Here is a 21,861-nt window from a genome sequence, read left to right as displayed (position 1 = left end):
CGTTTCACGCCGCAGCTCTGTCCGCCGGCGGCGCATCCGACGGTGCGCCGGGCATCCGCCCGCATGATCGCGTGCGCTACTACGCGGCCTTCGTCGTCGATCCCGACGGCAACCGGATCGAGGCGGTGACGTTTCCTGCGGAGTAGGGCGTCAGAGCTTGCGCGCGACTTCCGGAGCGAGCTCTTTTTCCGCCTCGGCGAGCCGTGCCACGGCGGCCTTCAGCTTCGGCAGGATCTCCTCGACCCGATCGGCCTTGAGGATGTCGACCGAAAGGCCGGCACGGATGAACTCGGTCTGGCGCATGTGCGACAGCAGCGAGAACAGCGGCTCCCAGAAATTGTCGATATTGGCGAGCAGCACGGGCTTGGCGTGACGGCCGAGCTGCTTCCAGGTCAACTGCTCGACCAGCTCCTCCAGCGTGCCGACGCCACCCGGCAGCGCCACGAAGGCGTCGGAGCGTTCGAACATCAGCCGCTTGCGCTCGTGCATGTCGGGGGTGACGATCATCTCCTGCACGCGCGTCAGCGCATTCTCGCGCATCCGCAGGAACTCGGGGATGATGCCGGTGACGGTGCCGCCGTGATCAAGCACGGAGGTCGCGACCGAGCCCATCAGGCCAAGCGAGCCGCCGCCATAGACGAGGCGGATGTTGTTCTCGGCGAGCGCCTTGCCGAACGCCTTGGCGCCTTCGGTGAAGCGGGGATTGGTTCCTGGGCCGGAGCCGCAATAGACACAGACGGTTTTGATCGTGCTCATTGGTGCCATGATGCATTGCAGCGAAGAGGCGTCAAGCCCAATCGGTGATTCGATACTCCCGGAAATCTACCGGTAAACGGCGACAAACAATCGAAGATTCGCCATCTGGCGGGGTGCGTTGACATCGGGAAGGCTCTATATGACAGGCGAAAATCGTAAATCGCGGTGACGCCCGCATCCGGCGGGATTTCAGGCTTTTTGATGGACCAACCTCAATCGTTCGACGGCGCCGACGTTCCCGATCCTGCCGGCGGCCCGCCGGAGCGGGCCACGTTGATGGGCACGCTGGCGCATCTGTGGCCCTTTATCTGGCCAGGCGACCGCTTCGACCTGAAGATGCGTGTGGTGTGGTCGCTTGTGCTGCTGCTCGCTGCCAAGCTGATCACGTTGACGGTACCGTTCAGCTTCAAATGGGCGACGGACGCGCTGACCGGCGCCAATACGGCGCCGCTGCAGGCTGACAATTGGCACCTCTGGGTGATCGCCTCGCCGTTGCTGCTGACCGTGAGCTACGGCACGATGCGCATCTTGATGGCGTTGCTGACACAGTGGCGCGATGGCATCTTTGCGCGCGTCGCCATGCATGCGGTGCGCAAGCTCGCCACCATCACCTTCATCCATATGCACGAGCTGTCGCTGCGCTTTCATCTCGAGCGCAAGACCGGCGGTCTGACGCGCGTGCTCGAGCGCGGCCGCGAGGGCATCGAGGTCATCGTACGCATGGTGATCCTGCAGCTGATCCCGACCATCGTCGAGGTCTCGCTGCTGATGGCCGTGCTGCTCTGGCAATTCGACTGGCGCTACGTGGTCGCAACGCTGATCACGGTCATGCTCTACATGTACTACACTTACATCGCGACCGAGTGGCGGATCGGCATCCGCCGCAAGATGAACGATTCCGATACCGAGGCGAACACCAAGGCGATCGACTCGCTGCTCAACTACGAGACCGTGAAATATTTCGGCGCCGAGGCGCGCGAGACCCAGCGCTACGACAAGTCGGTCGCGCGCTACGAGGAGGCGAGCGTCCACACCTACACCTCACTCGCGGTGCTCAACACCGGCCAGGCGGTGATCTTCACGCTGGGGCTGACCGCGACCATGCTGATGTGCGCGATCGGCGTGCGCAACGGCACCAACACCGTCGGCGATTTCGTGCTGGTCAACGCCATGATGATCCAGCTCTATCAGCCCCTGAACTTCATGGGCATGGTCTATCGCGAGATCAAGCAGGCGATCATCGACATCGAGAAGATGTTCAATGTGCTGGGCCGCGAGGCCGAGATCAAGGACGCGCCCGATGCGCAGCCGCTGGTCATCTCCGCCGGCACCGTGCGCTTCGAGGACGTGCGCTTTGCCTATGAGGCAACGCGGCCTATCCTCAAGGGCATCAGCTTCGAGGTGCCGGCCGGCAAGACCGTCGCCATCGTCGGCCCGTCAGGGGCAGGCAAGTCGACCATCTCGCGTCTGCTGTTCCGCCTCTACGACGTCTCCGGCGGCAAGATCCTGATCGACGGGCAGGACATCCGTGCGGTGACGCAGGATTCGCTTCGGGCCTCGATCGGCATGGTGCCGCAGGACACCGTGCTGTTCAACGACACCATCCGCTACAACATCCGCTACGGGCGCTGGGACGCCAGCGATGCCGAAGTCGAGCAAGCGGCGCGGCTCGCGCAGATCGACCATTTCATCCGCATGTCGCCGAAGGGTTACGAGACCCAGGTCGGCGAGCGCGGGCTCAAACTGTCCGGCGGCGAGAAGCAGCGCGTCGCGATCGCGCGCACTGTTTTGAAGGCGCCGCCGATCCTGGTGCTGGACGAGGCGACCTCGGCGCTCGACACCCACACCGAGCACGAGATCCAGGGCGCGCTCGAACGGGTGGCGAAGAACCGTACTTCGCTGGTGATCGCGCACCGGCTTTCGACCATCGTTGGAGCCGACGAGATCATCGTGCTGGATCAGGGCCGCATCGCCGAGCGCGGGACCCATGCCAAGCTGCTCGCCCATGGCGGCCTCTATGCCAGCATGTGGAACAGGCAGCGCGAGGCCGAGGCAGCGCGCGAGAAACTGGCCAAGATGGCCGACACCGGCGAGGCCCCCAACCGGGAGCCGCCACCGGTCGACGACGCCCTGACGGCGCCTGCGGCGGCGGAGTGACCTTGTCTCCGGTCCCAACTCTGGCCTAAACAAGCCCGCGCGACGACCCGCGCCATTAACTCCGACCGGCAGATAGCGATGTCCATTCTCGATTCGATCCAGCGTCAGATCCCACCGATCCACAAGGAGGGCTATCCCTTCATCGGCGGCTTTGCGCTGGCAAGCCTGATCCTGTTCTGGCTGTGGTCGCCTCTGGGCTGGATCGGCACGATCCTGACCGTGTGGTGCGCGCTGTTCTTCCGCGATCCCGTGCGCGTGACGCCGGTGCGCGAGGGGCTGGTGGTGTCGCCGGCCGACGGCCGCGTCTCGATGATCACCATGGCGCTGCCGCCGGCCGAACTCGGGCTCGGCGATCGGCCGCTGCCGCGCATCTCGGTGTTCATGAGCGTTTTCAATTGCCACGTGAACCGCGCTCCCGTCGCGGGCAGGGTGGACCGCATCGCCTACCGCCCCGGCCTCTTCATCAATGCCGAGCTTGACAAGGCCAGCGAGGACAATGAGCGCAATTCGCTGGTGATCTCGACACCGACGGCGCGGATCGGAGTGGTCCAGATTGCAGGGCTTGTCGCCAAGCGCATCGTCTGCTTCGTCAGGGAGGGGCAGGCGATCGGCGCCGGCGAGCGTTTCGGTCTGATCCGCTTCGGCTCGCGGCTCGACGTCTACCTGCCTGCGGGAACCAAGGCGCTGGTCTCGGAAGGGCAGACCGCCATCGCCGGCGAGACGATTTTGGCCGATCTTGCGGGCGACGACCCCAGCCGCGCCTACCGCGCCATTTAACCAATTAGTCGGTCTGTGGGGGCCTTCCGCCGCAATGGCGGAGGGAGACGCGACTTGCTATATCTCGCCTTGAGGTGAGGACCAGCGATGACGCCCTATGACTTCAAATACCCCGATACGCGCCGCCGCCGGTTCCGCCCGATTCCGGTGCGGATGCTGGTGCCCAACATCATCACGCTGCTGGCGATCTGCGCCGGCCTGACCTCGATCCGGCTGTCGATCGAGGGGCGGATGTCGCTCGCCGTCTACGCCATCGTGTTCGCGGCGGCCCTCGACGGCATCGACGGCCGCATCGCGCGCATGATCAAGGGCCAATCCAAGTTCGGCGCCGAACTCGACAGCCTCGCTGACTTCGTCAATTTCGGTGTGGCGCCCGGCCTGATGTTGTATTTCTGGCAGCTCCATGAGCTCGGCAATGCCGGCTGGATCGCCGCGATGGTGTTCGCGATCTCCGGCGGCCTGCGTCTGGCGCGCTTCAATGCCACCATGGACGATCCCAACAAGCCGGCCTTCGCCGCCAATTTCTTCACCGGCGTGCCGGCGCCGGCCGGCGCTATCACCGTGCTGCTGCCGATTTACGTCGCGTTCCTCGATCTCGGCCGCACTCCCGCGGTGGTGACGGCGGCCTATACGCTCCTGATCGCCTTCCTGATGGTGTCGCGCCTGCCGGTGTTCTCCGGCAAGACCAAGCGCATGCGCGTGCCGCCGGAGCTGGTGCTGCCGGCTTTCGTCGCCGTGATCGTCTTCATCGCCCTGCTGATCGCCTATCCCTGGCACGTGCTGTCGATCGGCACGGTGCTGTATCTGCTCTGCCTGCCGCTCGGCTACAAATCCTACCGCGACCAGGCGCGCGCGCTGGAAACCGCAACGCCGGCGGAAGGCGAAGTCCCGTCACCACCTTCGGCGCCGACGCTGGCGAATTTGTCGGAGCCACCGCCGGATGACGACCGGCCCGGACGGCTGCACTGAACGGTTGTTACGGATATCTGCCATGAAGGCGTGCTGAGTTGGGTCGAGGCTCGATCTCGGCTATATCGCCCTGTGCCGGCGGCACCGCGCCAACAGCGGCCGCCAATCTGGGAGAGAACGCCTTGACCAATTCCGCGACCGGGCCGCTGCCCGCTTCCGTCCTCGAAGCGCTGGGCCGCTACGACACGCCGACGATCTGCAATGCCATGGAGATCGTGGCGCCCGAGCGCCGGCTGATCGGCTACACCACCAAGCAATTGGTTTGCCCGTTCCCCGATCTGCCGCCGATCGTCGGCTACGCCCGCACGGTTGCGATCCGCTCGGTGCTGAAATCCTCGCTGCCGGCGGAAGAGCAGTCCAAGCGCCGCATCGAATATTACGAGTATGTCGGCACCGGCCATGGTCCGCGCATCTCGGTGATCCAGGACATCGACGGTCCTGACGTCGGCTACGGCGCGTTCTGGGGCGAGGTCCAGAGCAACGTGCACAAGGCGCTCGGCTGCCTCGGCGTCATCACCGACGGTTCGATCCGCGACATCCCGCAATGGGCCCCTGGCTTCCAGGCGCTGGCCGGCTCGATCGGGCCGTCCCATGCCTGGGTGCATGCCGAGAGCTTTGGCGGCGAGGTGCGCGTTGCCGGCATGACCGTGAAGTCGGATGACCTGATTCACGCCGACCAGCACGGCGCCATCGTGATTCCGCACGACATCGCCGCCAAGCTGCCCGAGGCCGCCGAACTCTGTGGCCGCCGCGAGACGCCGATCCTGGAGATCGCCCGCAGCCCCGACTTCTCGCTGGAGAAGCTGAAGGCCGCGCTGAAGCGCTCGGCGGAAATTCACTGAGCTTACGGCGACGACGCCGGTCGTGGGCTGCCTTGTTCGCTCAGGAACAGGGCAGCCTGATCGGGCTCACCAAACACAGCGGCGGCGCATCCGATGAGGGTGAAGCCGCCGGCGAAGTCCCACAGGGTGACGTCGTCTGGGCTGTCGGTGGTGTGAATCAACCGCGCTGCAATGACGGCGAAGGCAGCCTCGACAAAGAGCAGGGCGCTGAACGCCGGCAGGACGAGCTCCGGTTCGAGCATATGCAGCGCCAGCAGCGCCGGCAACGCGGTGAGAAGACTGAACAGCGTCAACATTGCAAATCGCTCCCGCGATCGAGCATGCCGCAGGGCTGCAGGATAGCAGATCCATCCATCGTTTTGCCCGTGGCGCAGGGCCGCAGCGCTCCATCCGGAGCACGAGCAAACCGTCTCGCAGCTGTTCAAGTGGACGCCGTGTCTTCATCGCCTCGTCGCAGCCCAATCATGGTTAGCAAAGCGTTGAAATTCCTGTCGGTGATCGGCAAAGCCCGCATCCTCCGAGTGCACTGCGCCCGGTTTGGCAGGCCGGCTCAACTTAACCTTTACGCGGCTTTAAGGGCGGCGCTCTAGGGTTTCCGATGCGGTTCGGGGTTGGGCCGCGCCAGCGGCCAGGACGGCCGTTGTTGCGTACGCGTTGGAGTATCCCATGGATATCATGACGAGCGTCGGGCTCACGGCGGGCATCATCGTCATCACTGCGATGATCTTCATGGGCGGCGACCTCCACATGTTCATCTCCGAACATGCGATGATCATCATCTTCGGCGGCTCGATCTCCGCCACCATGATCCGCTTTCCGCTCTCGGCACTCCTGCACGGCCTTCCGCTCGGAGCCAAGTTCGCCTTCACCATGAGCCGCCTGTCGGCGCACGACCTCGTCGACGAGCTCGCCCGCATCGCCGAGATCGCCCGCAAGCAGGGCCCGGTGGGTCTCGAAAAGGTCGAGACCGACGAGCCCTTCCTCGCCAAAGGCATCCGCTACGTCGCCGACGGCTACGACCTCGACTTCATCCGCGACAATCTCGAGCGCGACCGCGACAACTTCCTCATGCATCTGGACGAGGGCAGCAAGATCTACCGCGCCATCGGCGATTGCGCCCCGGCGTTCGGCATGATCGGCACCCTGATCGGCATGGTGCAGATGTTCGCCAACATGACCGATCCGTCCAAGCTCGGCCCGTTCATGGCGACCGCGCTGCTCGCCACGCTTTACGGCGCGCTGGTTGCGAACCTGTTCTGTCTGCCGATCGCCGACAAGCTGCACGGCAAGCTGCTGGACGAGGAGACCAATCGTACCCTGATCATCGACGGCATCCTGATGATCCGCGACTCCAAGAGCCCGACGCTCGTGCGCGAAATGCTGCTGGCCTACCTGCCGGAGAAGCATCGTCACGCCGAGGGTGAGCCGGTGCCGGCGTAAGACCGCCCGCCGGGATTTTCAGCCATGGCCAAGAAGAAACGCGGCGATGCGCACGGAGGCGGTCACGGCTGGTTCGTGACCTTCGCCGACCTGATGGGCTTGATGATGAGCTTCTTCGTGATGCTCGTCGCATTCTCGACGCAGGACGCCAACAAGCTGAAGATCGTCGCGGGATCGATGCGCGACGCCTTCGGTGTGCAGAGCGAAGCGCGCTATGCCGGCATCGTCGAGTCCGACGGGTTGCCGACCCGCCCACGGCTGAAGAACGTCGACCATATCCAGCCCGAGGATGCCTCCAACACGCCGACGCCGGACCAGGAGGATCGCGACCGCACGTCGGGGGCGAAGATCAAGGTCGACCGCAATTTCGCGCTCGCTGCGGCCTCGCTGCGCCAGGCGCTGCAGGACATGCCGGAGCTGACCGAGATGTCCAAGCACATCATGTTTGAGGAGACCAAGCAGGGTCTCAACCTGGAGATCGTCGACCAGGACGGCCGCTCGATGTTCGCCGACGGCTCCAAGGTCCCCTATGACCGCACCCGCCGTCTGGTCGAAAAGCTCGCGATCCCGCTCAAGGCCACGCCGCTCCGCGTCTCCATCGCCGGCCACACCGCGGCGGGCTTCGTGCCGACCCGCAGCGAGTACGGCGCCTTCGATCTGTCGGCCGATCGCGCCAACGCCGTGCGCCAGATCCTCGAACGCGAAGGCCTGCCGCCGTCGCATATCTTCGCTGTCTCCGGAAAGGCGGACACCCAGCCGCTGTTTCCGGACGATCCTTCGCTCGCGGCCAACCGGCGGGTGACCATCACCCTGATGCGCGAAGATCCCCCGCTGCCGCCGAATCTGAAGCCCTGAGCATGGTCCGGTAAAGTGGGCACCGTTTTTCCGACGAGATCATGCTCGGAAAATATGTCCTCTTGCGTTACCATTTTACCTGAGGCATGTCGTCGCGCGGGCGACGAACGTTGCTGCGGTGTCACAGCTTCTGTCTGGGCGCCTGCTATGGTGATGGGCTGATTGACAGGCGCGCCGGAAGCGTCAAAAGGCGCCGGATCAATTCCAGGGAAGAAGCGTTTTCCACCTTCATGACGGCGAGCATCACACAGGCCGAGACCCAGGATGGGCAACCGGTCACCTCAGGTTTTTGGGCCCTTACGCTCGGGAGCATCGGCGTCGTCTTCGGCGATATCGGCACCTCGCCCCTGTATGCATTCCACGAGGCTGTCAAGGCCGCGGCCCATGGCGAGCCGGTCTCGCGGGTCATCGTGCTGGGCGTGCTCTCGCTGATCCTGTGGGCGCTGTTGATCGTCGTCACCGCCAAATACGTTCTGCTGCTGCTGCGCGCCGACAATAACGGGGAGGGCGGCACGCTTTCCCTGATGGCGCTCGGCCAGCGCGCGCTCGGGCGGCGAAGCTGGGTTCTGCTCGCGCTCGGCGTGGTCGGCGCCTCCATGTTCATCGGCGATTCCATGATCACGCCGGCGATATCGGTGCTGTCGGCGGTCGAAGGCCTGAAGCTCGCAACCCCCGCGCTCGAGCATTACGTGGTGCCGCTCACCGTGCTCATCCTGGTGCTGCTGTTCGCGGTCCAGAGCAAGGGGACCGCGCTGGTGGCCTCGGCCTTCGGGCCGGTGATGGTGGTCTGGTTCACCATCATCGCGGTGATGGGGGCGGTCCACATCGCCGACGACCCGACCGTGCTGGCGGCGATCAATCCCTATTACGCGGTGCAGTTCGTGCTGTCGCACGGCACGATCGGCCTCGTGACGCTCGGCGCGGTGTTCCTGGCGGTGACAGGGGGCGAGGCGCTCTATGCCGATCTCGGCCATTTCGGCCGCAAGCCGATCCAATTGGCATGGATGTTCTTCGTACTTCCCGCGCTCTTGATCAATTATTTCGGGCAGGGCGCGCTGGTGCTGTCCGATCCGAGCGCAATCGAGCATTCCTTCTATCGCATGGTGCCCGAAGGCCTGGTGCTGCCGCTGGTCGGGCTTGCGACTGCCGCGACCGTGATCGCGAGCCAGGCGGTGATCACCGGTGCCTATTCGCTGGTCTATCAGGCGGTGCAGCTCGGCCTGCTGCCGCGTTTCGAGGTCCGTTATACGTCCGAGACCCATGCCGGCCAGATCTACCTTCCGCGGGTGAACCGGCTGCTGCTGATCGGCGTGATGCTGTTGGTCCTGCTGTTTCACACTCCCAGCAATCTGGCCTCGGCCTACGGCATCGCGGTCTCCACCACCATGGTCGCCGACGGCATCATGGGCTTCGTCGTGATCTGGAAATTGTGGAACTGGCGCGCCGCCACGGCTGCTGCCGTGATCGTGCCCTTCGTCGTCGTCGATCTGAGCTTTTTCAGCGCCAATCTCCTGAAGCTGCTCGAGGGCGCCTGGGTGCCCCTGCTGTTCGGCGTGGCTATGGCGGGGACGATCTGGACCTGGCGGAAGGGCTCCGGGATTCTGATCCAGAAGACGCGCCGGATCGAGGTGCCGCTGGACGATCTGATCCGGAGCCTCGAGAAGCGGCCCCCGCATATCGTCAAGGGCACCGCTGTGTTCCTGACCAGCGATCCCTCGTTCGTGCCGACCGCGCTGCTGCACAATCTCAAGCACAACAAGGTGCTGCACGAGCACAACGTGGTCCTGACCATCGAGACCGCGCACACGCCGCGGGTGGACCTGTCCGAGCGGTTCCGGATGGAAAAGATCAGCGAGAAATTCTCCAAGGTCCGGCTGCGCTTCGGCTACATGGAGCAGCCGAACGTGCCCAAGGCGCTCGCGATCGCGCGCAAGCAGGGCTGGCAATTCGACATCATGTCGACGTCATTCTTCGTGTCGCGAAGGTCGCTGAAAGCGTCGGCGCAGTCGGGCATGCCGCTGTGGCAGGACCATCTGTTCATTGCGCTCAGCCGGTCCGCCAACGATGCCACGGATTACTTCCAAATCCCCACCGGCCGGGTGGTTGAAGTCGGAACCCAGGTCACCATCTAGAACGCATCTGCTCCAGCTATGCGAATTTGCATGGCCAGGCTCCGAAATCGGGCTAGGCTATGCCGGTAGCGCAGGACTATAAGCCGCGCGCTCTTCCGCCATTGTGCAGTGAAGCATTTTTAGAGGCCACTGGGCTCTCCCATGACAAGCGATGTAGCGATTTCCGCCCCGGAAACGGCGGCGGCCAATGGGCATGGCGAGGCCCACACCACCGCCCGTTTCGGCGCGCTGACGCTCGGCAGCATCGGCGTCGTCTACGGCGATATCGGCACCAGCCCGCTCTACGCGTTCCGTGAAGCGGTGATGGCCGCCTCGGGCGCAGAGGGGTTGCCGACGCCGGCAGCGGTGCTCGGCGTGCTCTCCCTGATCCTGTGGGCGCTCGTCGTCGTGGTGACGCTCAAATACGTCGTGATCCTGCTCCGTGCCGACAACAATGGCGAGGGCGGCACGTTGGCACTGATGGCGCTGGCCCAGCGTGCGGTCGGCACCGGCGGGACGACCATCGTCCTGCTCGGCATCATCTCCGGCGCGTTGTTCTACGGCGATGCCGTGATCACGCCGGCGCTCTCGGTGCTGTCGGCGATCGAGGGCATGAAGGACGTCACGCTCCGGTTCGAGCCCTATATCGTGCCGCTGACGGTTGTGATCCTGGTCTGCCTGTTCGCGGTGCAGTCGCGCGGAACCGCCCGCGTCGCCGCCTTCTTCGGTCCGATCATGTGCGTCTGGTTCGCGGTCATCGCGGCGGCGGCGATCCATCCCATCATCCAGCAGCCGCAAGTCCTATACGCGTTGAACCCGCTCTACGCCGTGTCCTTCATGATCCATCACGGCATCATTGGCTTTGTCACGCTGGGCGCCGTGTTCCTGGCGGTTACCGGCGCCGAGGCGCTCTATGCCGATCTCGGCCATTTCGGCAAGCGGCCGATCCAGATTGCGTGGCTGTCGATCGTGCTGCCATCGCTGGCGCTGAACTATCTCGGGCAGGGCGCGCTCGTCCTCAGCGATCCCGGCGCGATCGTCAGCCCATTCTTCCAGCTCTTCCCGCAAGGTTTCATCCGCGGCTGCATGGTTGTGCTCGCCACCATGGCGACCGTTATCGCGAGTCAGGCGGTCATTACCGGCGCCTATTCGCTGACGCGCCAGGCGATTCAGCTTGGGCTGCTGCCGCGCTTCGAAATTCGTCATACCTCTGAAGCCCATTCCGGCCAGATCTTCATCCCGCGCATCAACCAGCTCTTGCTGCTCGCGGTGGTGCTGCTGGTGCTGCTGTTCCGCTCCTCCAGCGCGCTGGCCTCGGCCTACGGCATCTCCGTCACCGGGACCATGGTGGTCACGGCGATGATGGGCTTCGTGGTGATCTGGAAGGTCTGGCGGTGGTCGCCGCTCGCGGCCGCCGCGCTGATTGCCCCGTTCCTGTTCCTCGACCTGACCTTCCTGGCCGCGAACCTGCTCAAGGTGTTCGAGGGTGGCTGGGTGCCGCTGGCGCTCGGCGCGCTCATGATCATCCTGATGTACACGTGGCGCCGCGGCAGTCGGCTGCTGTTCGAGAAGTCGCGCAAGCTCGAGTTCCCGCTCGCTGACCTCGTGGCGATGCTGGAGAAGCGGCCGCCGCAGCGGGTGCCCGGCACCGCCGTGTTCCTGACCTCGGACCCGCTCAGCGCGCCGACCGCACTGATGCATAGTCTGAAGCACTACAAAGTGCTGCATGAGAAGAATGTCATTCTCACCATCGAGACGGCGCAGACCCCGCGGATCGATCCGGCCGAGCGCGTGAAGCTGGAGCAGATCTCACCGACCTTCTCCAAGGTGACGCTGAAATTCGGCTTCATGGAATCGCCCAACGTGCCGAAGGCGCTGGCGATCGCCCGCAAACTCGGCTGGCAGTTCGACATCATGTCGACCTCGTTCTTCTTGTCGCGCAGGGCGCTCAAGCCCGCAGCGCATTCCGGCATGCCGCGCTGGCAGGACCGGCTGTTCATCTCGCTCAGCCGCTCCGCCAACGACGCCACCGACTATTTCCAGATCCCGTCGGGGCGCGTCGTCGAGGTCGGCACCCAGGTGACGATCTAGCGCCGCTGTCGTCGCCCGGCTTGACCGGGCGACCCACTGTTCCAGAGTCAGCGTGGCTAGAACCGAGGAACCGCGGCGTACTGGATCCCCCGCCTTCGCGGGGAATGACACCCAACGCGCGGTGAGAGGTGAAGTGGGTCTCCCAGGCAGGAGCTCCAAAGCCGCACTTCAAGTCGCTCCGATTTAGCTTTAACTTGCGCCGGGCGGCTCAAGCCTTTGTAGCGCTTGATTTTCACAAGCCGAGAGGCGAGGTTGCCGCCGGCCGGGGACGCCCCGGTATACGGCTCGCGATGTTGGAGGATGATGTGGCAAACCAGGTACAGGATCTGACCCCGGACGAGGTCTCCAAGGGTGTCGCGGAAGGGCGCTATCTGCTGGTCGACGTGCGCGAGCCGAACGAGGTCGAAGCCGAGGCCTATCCCTACGGCGTTGTGGTGCCGCTCTCGACCTTCGATCCCAAGGCGATCCCCGATCCCCAAGGCAAGGATGTCGTGTTCGCCTGCCGCTCAGGCAAGCGCTCGGTGACGGCCTCGCTCGCGGCGCAGGCGGCGGGCCTGCCTTACGACAAGCATCTGGCCGGCGGCATGCTCGGCTGGAAGGCGGCGGGTCTTCCCAGCAAGGTCGGCGGCTGATCGGCCCCATGTCCAAAAGCGCTTCCCTGAACAAGGTCTTTGCCGACCTTCCCGTCACCATATTCGAGGCGATGTCGCAGGCCGCGCGCGACAATGCCGCCATCAATCTCGGCCAGGGCTTTCCGGACGATCCCGGCCCCGAGGACATCCGCCGCGCCGCGGCCGACGCCTCGCTGAACGGCTATAACCAGTACCCCTCGATGATGGGCCTGCCGGAGCTGCGCCAGGCCATCGCGACCCATTACGGACATTGGCACGGCCTCAAGCTCGATCCGATGAGCGAGGTGATGGTCACCTCCGGCGGCACTGAGGCGCTGACCTCGGCCATCCTCGCGGTGGTCCAGCCCGGCGACGAGGTGGTGTGCTTCCAGCCGGTGTATGATTCCTACCTGCCGATCATCCGCCAGGCCGGCGGCATTCCGCGCCTGGTGCGGCTCGAGCCGCCGCATTGGCGGTTGAATGAGGACATGCTGAAAAGCGTCTTCAATTCAAAGACCAAGGCGGTGCTCTTCAACAATCCCTTGAATCCGTCCGCGGTGGTCTATCCGCGCGAGGATCTCGATCTGCTCGCGCGCTACTGCCAGGAGTTCGACGTCATCGCGATCACTGACGAAGTCTGGGAGCACGTCACCTTTGACGAGCACAAGCACATCCCGCTGATCACCATCCCCGGCATGCGCGATCGCACCATCAAGGTCGGCTCGGCTGGCAAGATCTTCTCGCTGACGGGCTGGAAGATCGGCTTCGTCTGCGCCGCGCCGCCGCTGCTGCGCGTCGCCGCCAAGGTGCACCAGTTCCTGACCTTCACCACCGCGCCGAACCTGCAGGCCGCCGTCGCCTATGGCCTCGGCAAGCCCGACGAGTATTTCCTGTCGATGCGCAAGGATTTGACGCGGAGCAGGGACCGCCTGACCAAGGGGCTGGAGAGCCTCGGCTTCCCCGTGCTCAAGTCGCAGGGCACCTACTTCCTCACCGTCGACCTGTCGCCGCTCGGGCTCAACGAGAGCGACACTGAATTCTGCTGGCGGATCGTGAAGGATTACAAGGTGGCGGCGATCCCGGTCTCGGCCTTCTATGAGCAGGACCCGGTGACATCAGTGGTGCGCTTCTGCTTTGCCAAGAAGGACGAGACGCTCGACACCGCGCTGGAGCGGCTGTCGGATGCGGTGCGCGGACGCAAGAGGTAGATGATGAACGTCAGCCGCCCTGGTTTCGGCCTTGGTCTCTCGATCGCGGCAGCGCTGACGTTCCTTTCACAAGCGGCGACCGCCGAGGAGCGGGTCGTCAACTTCTACAACTGGTCGAACTACATGGCGCCGGATGTCCTGGAGTCCTTCACCAAGGAGACCGGCATCAAGGTGGTCTACGACACGTTCGATGCCAACGAGACGCTGGAGACCCGCCTGATGGCCGGCAAGTCCGGCTATGACGTCGTGGTGCCCACGGCTTATTTCCTGCAGCGCCAGATCAAGGCCAACATCTTCCAGAAGCTCGACAAGTCCAAGCTGCCGAACCTCACCAACGCTTGGCCGATGGTGACAAAGCATCTTGCGACCTACGATCCCGGCAATGACTACGCTGCGAACTACATGTGGGGCACGACGGGCATCGGCTACAACGTCGCCAAGGTGAAGCAGATCCTCGGGCCGGATGCCAGGATCGACAGCTGGGACATCGTCTTCCAGCCGGAGAACCTCGCCAAGTTCAGGGATTGCGGCGTCCACATGCTCGACTCCGCCGACGACATCTTTCCGGCGGCGCTGAACTATCTCGGGCTCGATCCGAACTCGACCAAGCAGGCCGACCTCGAGAAAGCCGCCGATGTCGTGGTGAAGGTTCGTCCCTCGGTGCGAAAATTCCACTCGTCCGAATATCTGAGCGCGCTCGCCACTGGCGAGATCTGCTTCGTGGTCGGCTGGTCCGGCGACATCATGCAGGCCCGCGCCCGCGCCGCTGAAGCCAAGAATGGCATCGAGATCGGCTACGCCATTCCGAAGGAGGGCGCGCAGATGTTCTTCGACAATCTCGCGATCCCCGCGGACGCCAGGAACGTCAAGGAAGCCTACGAGCTGATCAACTATCTCTACCGCCCGGACGTCGCCGCCAAGAACTCGGACTTCCTGTCCTACGCCAGCGGCAACCTCGCCAGCCAGAAGCTGGTCGATCCGAAGATTCTGAACGACAAGAACATCTATCCGGACGAGGCGACGCTCGCAAAATTGTTCGTCATCACGGCGCGCGAGCCGGCGACGCAGCGGATCATCAACCGGCTCTGGACCAAGGTGAAGACAGGGCGGTGAGGGGCTGCACTCGTCATTGCGAGCGAAGCGAAGCAATCCAGAATCTCTCCGCGAAGGCATTCTGGATTGCTTCGTCGCACCAGCGCAAAATTGCTCCGCATTTTTGTCGCGGGCTCCTCGCAGTGACGGCGTTTACCGCCACCTGCGATGCAGCCACAGCCACTGCTCCGGATGCTCGCGGACCCAGCTTTCCACCACGCTCGTGATCGCCTGCGTCGTGCCCTGGATGTCGATCCTGCCCTCGGCATCGCGCACCGGCTGGACCTCCTCGGTCAGCTCGGCGGTGAAGCGGCCGCCGGGCAGGCGGATGATGCGGGCGCCGTGGATCGGACATTCGATCTGGCGCAAGAGGCGCGCCAGCATCGGATTGGCGCGGGTCTTGCGGCCGAAGAAGGTGACCTCGACGCCGCCGGTCAGGTACTGGTCGATCAGCATGGCGACGTGCTTGCCGTCCTTCAGCGCCTGCGCGAGTCGCAGCGGCGCATCACGCCCCGCGGGGATCAGCGTACCCATATTGACCTGGCGCATCTCCTGGATGATGCGGTCGGCAGAGGCGATGTTCGGCCGGCGGTAAAGGATTGCGGCGTCCAGCCCGTGCGCGACCGCGGCGAGCGCCGGCAATTCCCAATTGGCGAGGTGCGCGGCGAAGATCAGCGCCGGCTTGCCGTCGTCGCGGATCTGGTCGAACAGCTCGATGCTGCGCGCGGGCAATTCGATCCGGCTCTTCTCCGGATGGTCGCGGTCATAGTCCCAGACATGGTCCATATGGGCGAACTCGGCGCCGACGCGGCCGAGATTGTCCCACACGCCCATCAGGATATTTTCGATCTCCTCCGGCGACTTTTCGGGGAATGCTGCTGTGAGATTGGCGCGGCCGATGCGGTGCTCGCGCAGGCGCGGCCCGATCGTCTTGGTGACGCGCGCGAAAAAGTCCGAAGTCTTGGCCGGATCGAAATAGCGCGTCGTACGCAGCATGCCGACGGTGGCGGCGCCGATCAGGCTTCCGCTGATCGATTTGGCTGCATTCCGCGCGCGAATCTTCGTGCTGATGGGAATCAGCGCCATGCGTCCGGTCAGGCCGGTTCGCGGGTCAGGATCAGCGAGGCGTTCTGGCCGCCGAAGCCGAACGAGTTCGACATGACAGCGGTGACGCGCGCGTCGCGCGCCGTGTTGCCGACCACGTTGAACAGGATCGTGGGATCCGGGGTCTCGTAGTTGATCGTCGGCGGGATGCGCTGATGCTCGAGCGTGAGCAGCGAGAAGATCGCCTCGACGGCGCCGGCCGCCGAGATGGTGTGGCCGACCATCGACTTGTTGGAGGTGACCGGAATCTTCTGCGCGAGCTCGCCGAACACGGCCGAGGTCGTGTTGAACTCCATCTTGTCGTTTTCGGGCGTCGCGGTGCCGTGCGCGTTGATGTGGTCGATCTGGTCCGGCGTCATGCCGGCATCGGCCAGAGTCTTGTTCATGCAGCCGATGATCGGCTTGCCGTCGGGCGAGGAGCGGGTGCGATGGAAGGAATCGGTGAGCTCACCGCAGCCGGCGATCACGCCGAGGATTTTTGCGCCGCGCGCGACAGCGGCCTCATAGCTCTCCAGCACGAGGGCGCCGGCGCCTTCGGCCATGACGAAGCCGTCGCGGTTCTTGGAGAAGGGGCGGGAGGCCGCCTGCGGCGGATCGTTCTGGGTCGACAGCGCCGAGAGCAGCGAGAAACGCACCAGCGCTTCCGGATTCACGGTGCCGTCGGTCGCAACGCAGAGCGCAGCATCAGTCTCGCCGCGGCGGATCGCTTCGACGCCGAGCTGGATCGAGGTCGCGCCCGAGGCGCAGGCCGTCGACAGCGAGATCGGCGAGCCCTTGGTGCCAAAGGTCTCGGCGAGGTGCGCGGCCACCGAGCCGAACATGAAGCGGTGGTGATAGGCGCTGTACTTGCCGCCGCCGGAGATACGCAGCAAATCATCATAGGTGAAGTCGGGCGCACCGACGGCGCGGCCGAGCTCGCGGCGCTGCGGCCATTCCACCTCGACCGGTGCGACCGCGAGGAAGAGGGGGCCCGGGAAGTCGGCCTTGGCACCGATGCCGGCCTGCGCGAGCGCTTCCTCGGTCACCAGCTCGGCCATCCGCTCGGACAGGCCGGTGGAGGAGAACGGATCGACGCTGACGAAATCGACAGTGCCGGCCATCGTGGTCTTCAGCCCGTCGACCGGAAAGCGCGTGATGGTGCGGATGCCGGATTCTCCGGCGACGAGTTTCGCCCAATTGTCGGCCTTGCCGGCACCGAGCGAGGTCATGATGCCCATGCCGGTGACGACGACGACGGGGCGCCCGAGTTTGTCGCGTGGTGCTGTCATGTCGATCCCCCGGGTGAGCTAGCTAACTGCCTCGACCAGCGCCATGCCTTCGCCGCGCCAGTGTCCGGCTCCCACCACCACAATCTGGGTGGGCGCTCCCTGCATTTCAATCTCGGTGCCCGTGGAATCGTTCGGCGGGAACAGCGCACCGCGCGAGATCGACAGCGCGGCGAGCGCGATGCCGAGCGGGAATTGCGTCTCCATGGTGTGGCCGAACATCGTGCCGGTCGAGCGCACCGGGAGATCCGCATGGCTCTTCAGGAAACCGCGCTCCTCGCTCGTGGCCGGCTCCGCACCGGTTGCCCCCGTGATGATCGCGCCCTTACCCTCGCGCTTCGGCAGTTTCGCCCACAGTTTCTCCAGCGTCGCGGTCATGTCGCCACCCTGCTTGCGCCGGGCGAGATCGGCAACGACGCTCGACAGCTTCGCGAACGGCTTTGCACCGCGCGCTTCCGCATGTGCCCGCGACTCCAGCACCAGGAACGCGCCGGCCGAGCCGAGCGCGAAGCCGGGATGATCCTTGCGCGCCCACACGGGAGCGAACTTGTCCTTCAGGTTGAAGTCGCCGAATTCGTAGAGGACGAGCAAGTCCTTGCGCTCGCCATTGTGCGAGCCGCCGACCAGCGCGATGTCGCTCTCGCCCGAGGCGATGCGCGACAGCGCGATACGGGCGGCATCGGCGCCGGCAACCTCTTCGCCCATGAAGGTGCGCGAGGTGCCGCCAAGACCATGCACGATGGCGATGTTGCCGGCGAGCAGGTTGGAGAGCTGCGCCAGGAACAAAGTGGGGCGCAAATCGCTCATCAGCCGCTCGTTGAGGAAGCCGGGCGCGTTCGCGCCCTTGGCCTCGGCCGTGAGCACGCCGGTGTCGACATTGAGATCGCGCTCGCCGCCGCCGGCGGCCACCACCATGTCGATCTTCGACAGGATATCCTTGTTGCCCTTGATCCCGGCGGAATCGAGCGCAAGGCCCGCGGCATAGGTGCCGATGCGCTGCCAGGCTTCCATCTGGCGCTGGTCGCCCTTCTTCGGGATCTGGCTGTCGAAGGTAACCGGCATCAAGGGATGCACGATGTAGGGTGCAAAACCCTTCTCGTCGACATTGATGCGCTTCTCCTGAAGCGCGGCCCAGTTGGCGTCCAGGCCCTCGCCGAGCGAGGTGGCCAGTCCAATGCCGGTGATCCAGACTTCGGTCTGGCCTGGCTTCGTCGCGGAAGTGTCAGTCATGGCGATACGGCCTGTTGCGGAAAGCCGACGCGCTCGGCGACCTTCGCCATGTACCCGCGCATATCCGCATTGGGGAAGGGAATCAGCGTGAAGGTCAGCGCCGAGTTGGCGCGCAGCTTGCCGCCGACCCTGATCTTGGCTTCGGTCATGGCGTAGCCGGAGCCTTCATGCGTGAGGCTCGCCTCGATGCTCATGAGATCGCCAGGATAGACCGAGCCGCGGACCTTGGCCTCCTTCACGGCGGCTAGGATCGGCATGCGCTCGAACTTGAACACGCCGAGCTGAAGCCAGCCCGAGGCCTGCGCCATCGATTCGATCAGGAGCACGCCGGGCATCAAGGGGTAGCCCGGGAAGTGCCCCTCGAAGATGGTGCTCTCCTTCGGGACCAAGGCTTCGACGACGATCGTCTTCTCGTCGACCTTGAGGTCGACGATGCGATCGATCATGTGGAAGTATTCGAGTTGCATGACCGCGCGCTTAGGCGCTCGCGCCCTTGGCCGCAACCAGTTCGTCGATGCGGGCGCACAGGTTTTTCAGCACGAAATACTGCTCGGTGGTCGCTTTGCCGTCGTTGACCTCCTGGGTCCACTTTTCCAGCGGCAGCTTGATGCCGAACTGCTTGTCGATCGCGAACGCGATGTCCAGGAAATCGAGGCTGTCGATGCCGAGATCATCGATGGCATGACTATCCGGCGTGATCGTGTCGCGCGGGATGTCGCACGTTTCAGCGATGATCGTGGCGACCTGATCGAATGTGGAAGACATCACTAAGCCTTTGATATATTGCGGATATTTGTCAGGTTATCCAGAGTGGCACGGTGGGTGGGCATCGCGCCCCTGATGACGCCCTCAACCCCCCTCTGGCCGGGTCGAAAGCCCGTATATCGGAGCGCCGCCCTGAGTTCAATGGAGCCGGGCAGGCGAGGAGACGGGGCTGGGGATGCCCGCCGGAGCCTTTTCCGCCGGGGGCCGGCGGCAGACCGGGCCTAGATGTGTGGCGTTGTGATCTTGACGCAGTCGCGACGGCCCATCAGCACGCAATCCTGAGTCCGGCGCAGGTCGGCGATGCTGACCGCCAGCCAAATTCCGATTGCGGTCAGTGCGATGGTGAAGGCCAGCGCCGCGATGTTGGCGAGCATGCGATGGCGAAAGTCGCCCGGCTCGGCGCGGGGCTGCTCGTAGCGTGACAGGTCCAGCGGTTCGGGCGCCACGCGCAACGGCTGCACGGTACCGCTGCCGCGGTGGACCGTCGGGGAAGGAGAGTTGCGCGGCCTGAACTGGAGCACCCGGTGCTCGTCGTCAGAGCTTATGGGCCGCTGGCTATTCATGGGGCGGGGATCACTCCGAAGCAGCGGTTTTAGATAGCACAGGTGGTGAACGCGTTGCAGAAAATCTTCTCAATGCCTGCGTGCATTCGTGCACTCGCACAATTTGTGCATGGACCGGTATGGAGCGACCGCGGAACCAGCCGTCATGTCGGCGGCAGGACCCGAGGACTGCGTTGCAACAACGGGCATGGCGATGGCCGAGGACTTCCCGCCTTCGTTCCCCTCTACATCGGCTTGTGATCTCCGCGTCCTTCCGAACACGTGTTGTCGCCGCAACGCCCGTGTCATAGTCGAGGGAACCTGGGCCGCCAGTTGCAACCATGCGAGGGGCTTTCGACCATGACCACGACCAACGCGCGCGAGCCGAGAGTGCATCCGGTCCCGATCCTGTCGCTCCGGCCGACGCAGATGACGGTCGGCATGCGCGAGGTCAAGGAGAAGCGCAAGCGCTGGCGCGGGCATGACAAGAAGAAGCAGGCCGATCTGCTCGGCAAGCACATGATCCCCGTCGTCTACGGTCCGGACGAGCGCTACTACGTGATCGACCATCATCATCTCGGCCGCGCACTGCATGATGAAGGCGTCAAGGAGGTGCTGGTGACCGTCGTCGGCGACCTCCGCATGGTCGAGCGCGAGGCGTTCTGGGGCGTGATGGACAACAAGCGCTGGGTCTACCCTTACGACGCCAAGGGCGAGCGGCGGGGGTTCCGTGACCTGCCGAAATCGATCGCCGATCTCAAGGACGATCCGTTCCGCAGCCTTGCCGGCGAACTGCGCCGCATGGGCGGCTTCGCCAAGGACACCACGCCGTTCTCCGAATTTTTGTGGGCCGACTTCCTGCGCCGGAAGCTCTCGCGGAAGGTGGTGGAGGCCGATTTCGACAAGGCTATCGAGAAGGGGATGTCCGCGGCCAAGAGCAAGGATGCGATCTATCTGCCCGGCTGGTGCGGTCCGGCGGACGAGGATTAGAGGGCGCGTTGTGATTCACCCCGTGCCTCTAGTGCGCTGACCATCATGCGCGCCGCTCGCGTCAGTCGCGCTGGAAGATCCTGGCGCCGGGGTAGGCGCGGCGGGCGTAGGTGATCACCAGCGCGCGGTCCTGGGTGTCCAGGAAGGGCGTTCGGATCTGGCACGACCCGACGATGAGGTGCCACAGGCCATTGAGCTTCTGGATGACGACTTTCATTTGAGTATTCCCTGATGACTCCCGTTCCAGCGAACGCTGCTTGTCGCCGCTGCGCTTCAGGATTGCGGCCGCGGCCGTAGAATTCTCGATATGGCCGGCGATCCGCTGCAAAATACGTCGACCATTGTTAGTTGGTTGCGGAACGTGCCCAGATAAGCCGAATCCCATCACAGCCGCTTGAGTGAAATCAAATTCCGCGTCCACGAAACCGTCCTGAAACAGAGCCGTCCCATCTCTATGGAGTAGTCGAGCTCAAACAGGAGGCGAATATGCGCCGTCTGGTTTTCGTAATTGCCTTGCTCGCGGTTGCGTCGGCGGGAATCTCGGCATCGTTTGCCGCAGTTCACCATGCCAGGTCGTTGACGTTCGCGGAGCGCTTTGCTCCGGCGCTCGAGTTGATGGCGAAACGCTAGCGGCGCCTCGCTGGTGCGGTCCGACGGACGATGATGAGAGCGTCCGCCGCCGCGCGGCGATTGCATCGCTCCGCACGAGCCTATGGCCTCAACCGGCCAGGTCTCGATCGATGTTCCAGAGCCGCACGAAGGCTGCCCAGGCCTGCGGATACTCCTTGTCGGCGGGATCGATCGCAAGCAGCGCGCAGCGTGCTTGCTTGACCTCTTCCGATGACACACGCTTCGTCGGAGCCTGCAATTTTCTCGACTGCTCCCAGCGGGCCTCGATATCCTTCGCAACAGCCAAGGCTTCAGCGGCTGTTCGCTCCTGCGCCGATTTCACCGGGCATTGGCCCGAGGCGAGCGCCGGCCATGCGACCGGCGGCCGATCGGCCTGCCAGATGGGTTCGCTTTCCGGTGCGGCCTTCACCTGCGAGCCTGAAGGCC

22 protein-coding genes and 1 pseudogene are annotated in these 21,861 nt (G+C 64.5%); 13 read left to right on the top strand and 10 right to left on the bottom strand.

Annotation, left to right across the window (positions count from 1 at the left end):
* Positions 1-146 (top strand): annotated as a pseudogene (locus MOV75_RS06125) (VOC family protein); the annotation flags it as partial.
* A 4-nt stretch (positions 147-150) separates the two neighbouring features.
* On the opposite strand, the gene MOV75_RS06120 reads toward MOV75_RS06125, so the two are convergent.
* Positions 151-756 carry a TIGR00730 family Rossman fold protein gene (locus MOV75_RS06120; protein WP_246919581.1) on the bottom strand — a complete coding sequence of 202 codons (606 nt, stop codon included), beginning with the start codon at positions 754-756 and terminating at the stop codon, positions 151-153.
* 201 nt (positions 757-957) lie between these two features.
* On the opposite strand from MOV75_RS06120, the gene MOV75_RS06115 reads away from it, so the two are divergent.
* From MOV75_RS06115 to MOV75_RS06100, 4 genes are all read left to right on the top strand, one after another.
* The gene (locus MOV75_RS06115) at positions 958-2,913 is read left to right on the top strand and encodes an ABC transporter ATP-binding protein/permease (protein ID WP_247005226.1); all 1,956 of its coding nucleotides are present in this window, start codon (positions 958-960) and stop codon (positions 2,911-2,913) included.
* Between the two features lie 72 nt (positions 2,914-2,985).
* Entirely contained in the window at positions 2,986-3,690 is a 705-nt protein-coding gene (locus tag MOV75_RS06110) for a phosphatidylserine decarboxylase (RefSeq protein ID WP_309486787.1), read from the top strand.
* Between the two features lie 87 nt (positions 3,691-3,777).
* Complete coding sequence (locus tag MOV75_RS06105) at positions 3,778-4,659, top strand: phosphatidylcholine/phosphatidylserine synthase (RefSeq protein WP_246919572.1); 882 nt, start codon at positions 3,778-3,780, stop codon at positions 4,657-4,659.
* 122 nt (positions 4,660-4,781) lie between these two features.
* Positions 4,782-5,501, top strand: coding sequence for an RraA family protein (locus MOV75_RS06100; RefSeq protein ID WP_246919568.1), 720 nt, complete (start codon positions 4,782-4,784; stop codon positions 5,499-5,501).
* Between the two features lie 2 nt (positions 5,502-5,503).
* Here MOV75_RS06100 and MOV75_RS06095 read toward each other — a convergent pair whose 3' ends face one another.
* Positions 5,504-5,797: a hypothetical protein gene (locus MOV75_RS06095; RefSeq protein WP_246919565.1), complete on the bottom strand. Its 294-nt coding sequence runs from the start codon at positions 5,795-5,797 to the stop codon at positions 5,504-5,506.
* Positions 5,798-6,167: 370 nt separating this feature from the next.
* Between MOV75_RS06095 and MOV75_RS06090 the strand changes: the two genes are divergently transcribed.
* The 7 genes from MOV75_RS06090 to MOV75_RS06060 all read left to right on the top strand — a co-directional run bounded on the left by MOV75_RS06090 (position 6,168) and on the right by MOV75_RS06060 (position 14,930).
* On the top strand, positions 6,168-6,941 hold the full coding sequence (locus tag MOV75_RS06090; RefSeq protein ID WP_063195489.1) for a motility protein A: 774 nt from the start codon (positions 6,168-6,170) through the stop codon (positions 6,939-6,941).
* 24 nt (positions 6,942-6,965) lie between these two features.
* Positions 6,966-7,796 (top strand): flagellar motor protein MotB, encoded by an 831-nt coding sequence (locus MOV75_RS06085; RefSeq protein WP_246919562.1) that lies wholly within the window; start codon positions 6,966-6,968, stop codon positions 7,794-7,796.
* A 230-nt stretch (positions 7,797-8,026) separates the two neighbouring features.
* Positions 8,027-9,928, top strand: coding sequence for a potassium transporter Kup (locus MOV75_RS06080; protein ID WP_246919559.1), 1,902 nt, complete (start codon positions 8,027-8,029; stop codon positions 9,926-9,928).
* A 141-nt stretch (positions 9,929-10,069) separates the two neighbouring features.
* The gene (locus MOV75_RS06075) at positions 10,070-11,998 is read left to right on the top strand and encodes a potassium transporter Kup (RefSeq protein ID WP_246919555.1); all 1,929 of its coding nucleotides are present in this window, start codon (positions 10,070-10,072) and stop codon (positions 11,996-11,998) included.
* A 305-nt stretch (positions 11,999-12,303) separates the two neighbouring features.
* Positions 12,304-12,630: a rhodanese-like domain-containing protein gene (locus tag MOV75_RS06070; protein WP_026202463.1), complete on the top strand. Its 327-nt coding sequence runs from the start codon at positions 12,304-12,306 to the stop codon at positions 12,628-12,630.
* A gap of 8 nt (positions 12,631-12,638) precedes the next feature.
* Positions 12,639-13,817 carry an aminotransferase gene (locus tag MOV75_RS06065; protein WP_246919552.1) on the top strand — a complete coding sequence of 393 codons (1,179 nt, stop codon included), beginning with the start codon at positions 12,639-12,641 and terminating at the stop codon, positions 13,815-13,817.
* Positions 13,818-14,930: a polyamine ABC transporter substrate-binding protein gene (locus tag MOV75_RS06060; protein ID WP_246919549.1), complete on the top strand. Its 1,113-nt coding sequence runs from the start codon at positions 13,818-13,820 to the stop codon at positions 14,928-14,930.
* Between the two features lie 132 nt (positions 14,931-15,062).
* Here the strand turns inward: MOV75_RS06060 and MOV75_RS06055 are convergent, their stop codons facing one another.
* From MOV75_RS06055 to MOV75_RS06030, 6 genes are all read right to left on the bottom strand, one after another.
* Entirely contained in the window at positions 15,063-15,995 is a 933-nt protein-coding gene (locus MOV75_RS06055; protein ID WP_246919545.1) for a lipid A biosynthesis lauroyl acyltransferase, read from the bottom strand.
* Positions 15,996-16,003: 8 nt separating this feature from the next.
* Entirely contained in the window at positions 16,004-17,281 is a 1,278-nt protein-coding gene (locus MOV75_RS06050) for a beta-ketoacyl-ACP synthase (protein WP_246919542.1), read from the bottom strand.
* 18 nt (positions 17,282-17,299) lie between these two features.
* Positions 17,300-18,508: a beta-ketoacyl-ACP synthase gene (locus MOV75_RS06045; RefSeq protein ID WP_246919539.1), complete on the bottom strand. Its 1,209-nt coding sequence runs from the start codon at positions 18,506-18,508 to the stop codon at positions 17,300-17,302.
* A complete protein-coding gene (locus tag MOV75_RS06040; protein WP_063195480.1) occupies positions 18,505-18,975 on the bottom strand; it encodes a 3-hydroxyacyl-ACP dehydratase FabZ family protein in 471 nt (156 codons plus the stop codon). The genes MOV75_RS06045 and MOV75_RS06040 overlap by 4 nt, the downstream gene beginning before the upstream one ends.
* Before the next feature lie 10 nt (positions 18,976-18,985).
* The gene (locus tag MOV75_RS06035; protein ID WP_007592476.1) at positions 18,986-19,273 is read right to left on the bottom strand and encodes an acyl carrier protein; all 288 of its coding nucleotides are present in this window, start codon (positions 19,271-19,273) and stop codon (positions 18,986-18,988) included.
* Between the two features lie 221 nt (positions 19,274-19,494).
* Complete coding sequence (locus MOV75_RS06030) at positions 19,495-19,836, bottom strand: hypothetical protein (protein ID WP_246919535.1); 342 nt, start codon at positions 19,834-19,836, stop codon at positions 19,495-19,497.
* Positions 19,837-20,175: 339 nt separating this feature from the next.
* Here MOV75_RS06030 and MOV75_RS06025 point away from each other — a divergent pair, with 339 nt between their 5' ends.
* Positions 20,176-20,805, top strand: a complete 630-nt coding sequence (locus tag MOV75_RS06025; protein WP_246919532.1) for a ParB-like protein — start codon at positions 20,176-20,178, stop codon at positions 20,803-20,805.
* 61 nt (positions 20,806-20,866) lie between these two features.
* Here MOV75_RS06025 and MOV75_RS06020 read toward each other — a convergent pair whose 3' ends face one another.
* Together MOV75_RS06020 and MOV75_RS06015 are read right to left on the bottom strand one after the other, a co-directional pair.
* On the bottom strand, positions 20,867-21,226 hold the full coding sequence (locus MOV75_RS06020; RefSeq protein ID WP_246919529.1) for a hypothetical protein: 360 nt from the start codon (positions 21,224-21,226) through the stop codon (positions 20,867-20,869).
* A 297-nt stretch (positions 21,227-21,523) separates the two neighbouring features.
* The gene (locus MOV75_RS06015) at positions 21,524-21,844 is read right to left on the bottom strand and encodes a hypothetical protein (RefSeq protein WP_247005225.1); all 321 of its coding nucleotides are present in this window, start codon (positions 21,842-21,844) and stop codon (positions 21,524-21,526) included.
* Positions 21,845-21,861: the final 17 nt, after the last annotated feature.

Origin of the sequence: Bradyrhizobium sp. PRIMUS42 (assembly GCF_023006515.1) — a bacterium.
GTDB lineage: Bacteria > Pseudomonadota > Alphaproteobacteria > Rhizobiales > Xanthobacteraceae > Bradyrhizobium.
The sequence above is the reverse complement of the archived record's forward strand: the minus strand, read 5'-3'. Positions and strand labels throughout refer to the sequence as shown.

Coding starts and splice junctions, on each gene's coding strand:
- MOV75_RS06095 (WP_246919565.1), bottom strand. CDS start 5,797: ATGTTGACGCTGTTCAGTCTTCTCACCGCGTTGCCGGCGCTGCTGGCG.
- MOV75_RS06055 (WP_246919545.1), bottom strand. CDS start 15,995: ATGGCGCTGATTCCCATCAGCACGAAGATTCGCGCGCGGAATGCAGCC.
- MOV75_RS06105 (WP_246919572.1), top strand. CDS start 3,778: ATGACGCCCTATGACTTCAAATACCCCGATACGCGCCGCCGCCGGTTC.
- MOV75_RS06115 (WP_247005226.1), top strand. CDS start 958: ATGGACCAACCTCAATCGTTCGACGGCGCCGACGTTCCCGATCCTGCC.
- MOV75_RS06090 (WP_063195489.1), top strand. CDS start 6,168: ATGGATATCATGACGAGCGTCGGGCTCACGGCGGGCATCATCGTCATC.
- MOV75_RS06080 (WP_246919559.1), top strand. CDS start 8,027: ATGACGGCGAGCATCACACAGGCCGAGACCCAGGATGGGCAACCGGTC.
- MOV75_RS06035 (WP_007592476.1), bottom strand. CDS start 19,273: ATGTCTTCCACATTCGATCAGGTCGCCACGATCATCGCTGAAACGTGC.
- MOV75_RS06060 (WP_246919549.1), top strand. CDS start 13,818: ATGATGAACGTCAGCCGCCCTGGTTTCGGCCTTGGTCTCTCGATCGCG.
- MOV75_RS06075 (WP_246919555.1), top strand. CDS start 10,070: ATGACAAGCGATGTAGCGATTTCCGCCCCGGAAACGGCGGCGGCCAAT.
- MOV75_RS06040 (WP_063195480.1), bottom strand. CDS start 18,975: ATGCAACTCGAATACTTCCACATGATCGATCGCATCGTCGACCTCAAG.
- MOV75_RS06120 (WP_246919581.1), bottom strand. CDS start 756: ATGAGCACGATCAAAACCGTCTGTGTCTATTGCGGCTCCGGCCCAGGA.
- MOV75_RS06065 (WP_246919552.1), top strand. CDS start 12,639: ATGTCCAAAAGCGCTTCCCTGAACAAGGTCTTTGCCGACCTTCCCGTC.
- MOV75_RS06045 (WP_246919539.1), bottom strand. CDS start 18,508: ATGACTGACACTTCCGCGACGAAGCCAGGCCAGACCGAAGTCTGGATC.
- MOV75_RS06085 (WP_246919562.1), top strand. CDS start 6,966: ATGGCCAAGAAGAAACGCGGCGATGCGCACGGAGGCGGTCACGGCTGG.
- MOV75_RS06030 (WP_246919535.1), bottom strand. CDS start 19,836: ATGAATAGCCAGCGGCCCATAAGCTCTGACGACGAGCACCGGGTGCTC.
- MOV75_RS06050 (WP_246919542.1), bottom strand. CDS start 17,281: ATGACAGCACCACGCGACAAACTCGGGCGCCCCGTCGTCGTCGTCACC.
- MOV75_RS06025 (WP_246919532.1), top strand. CDS start 20,176: ATGACCACGACCAACGCGCGCGAGCCGAGAGTGCATCCGGTCCCGATC.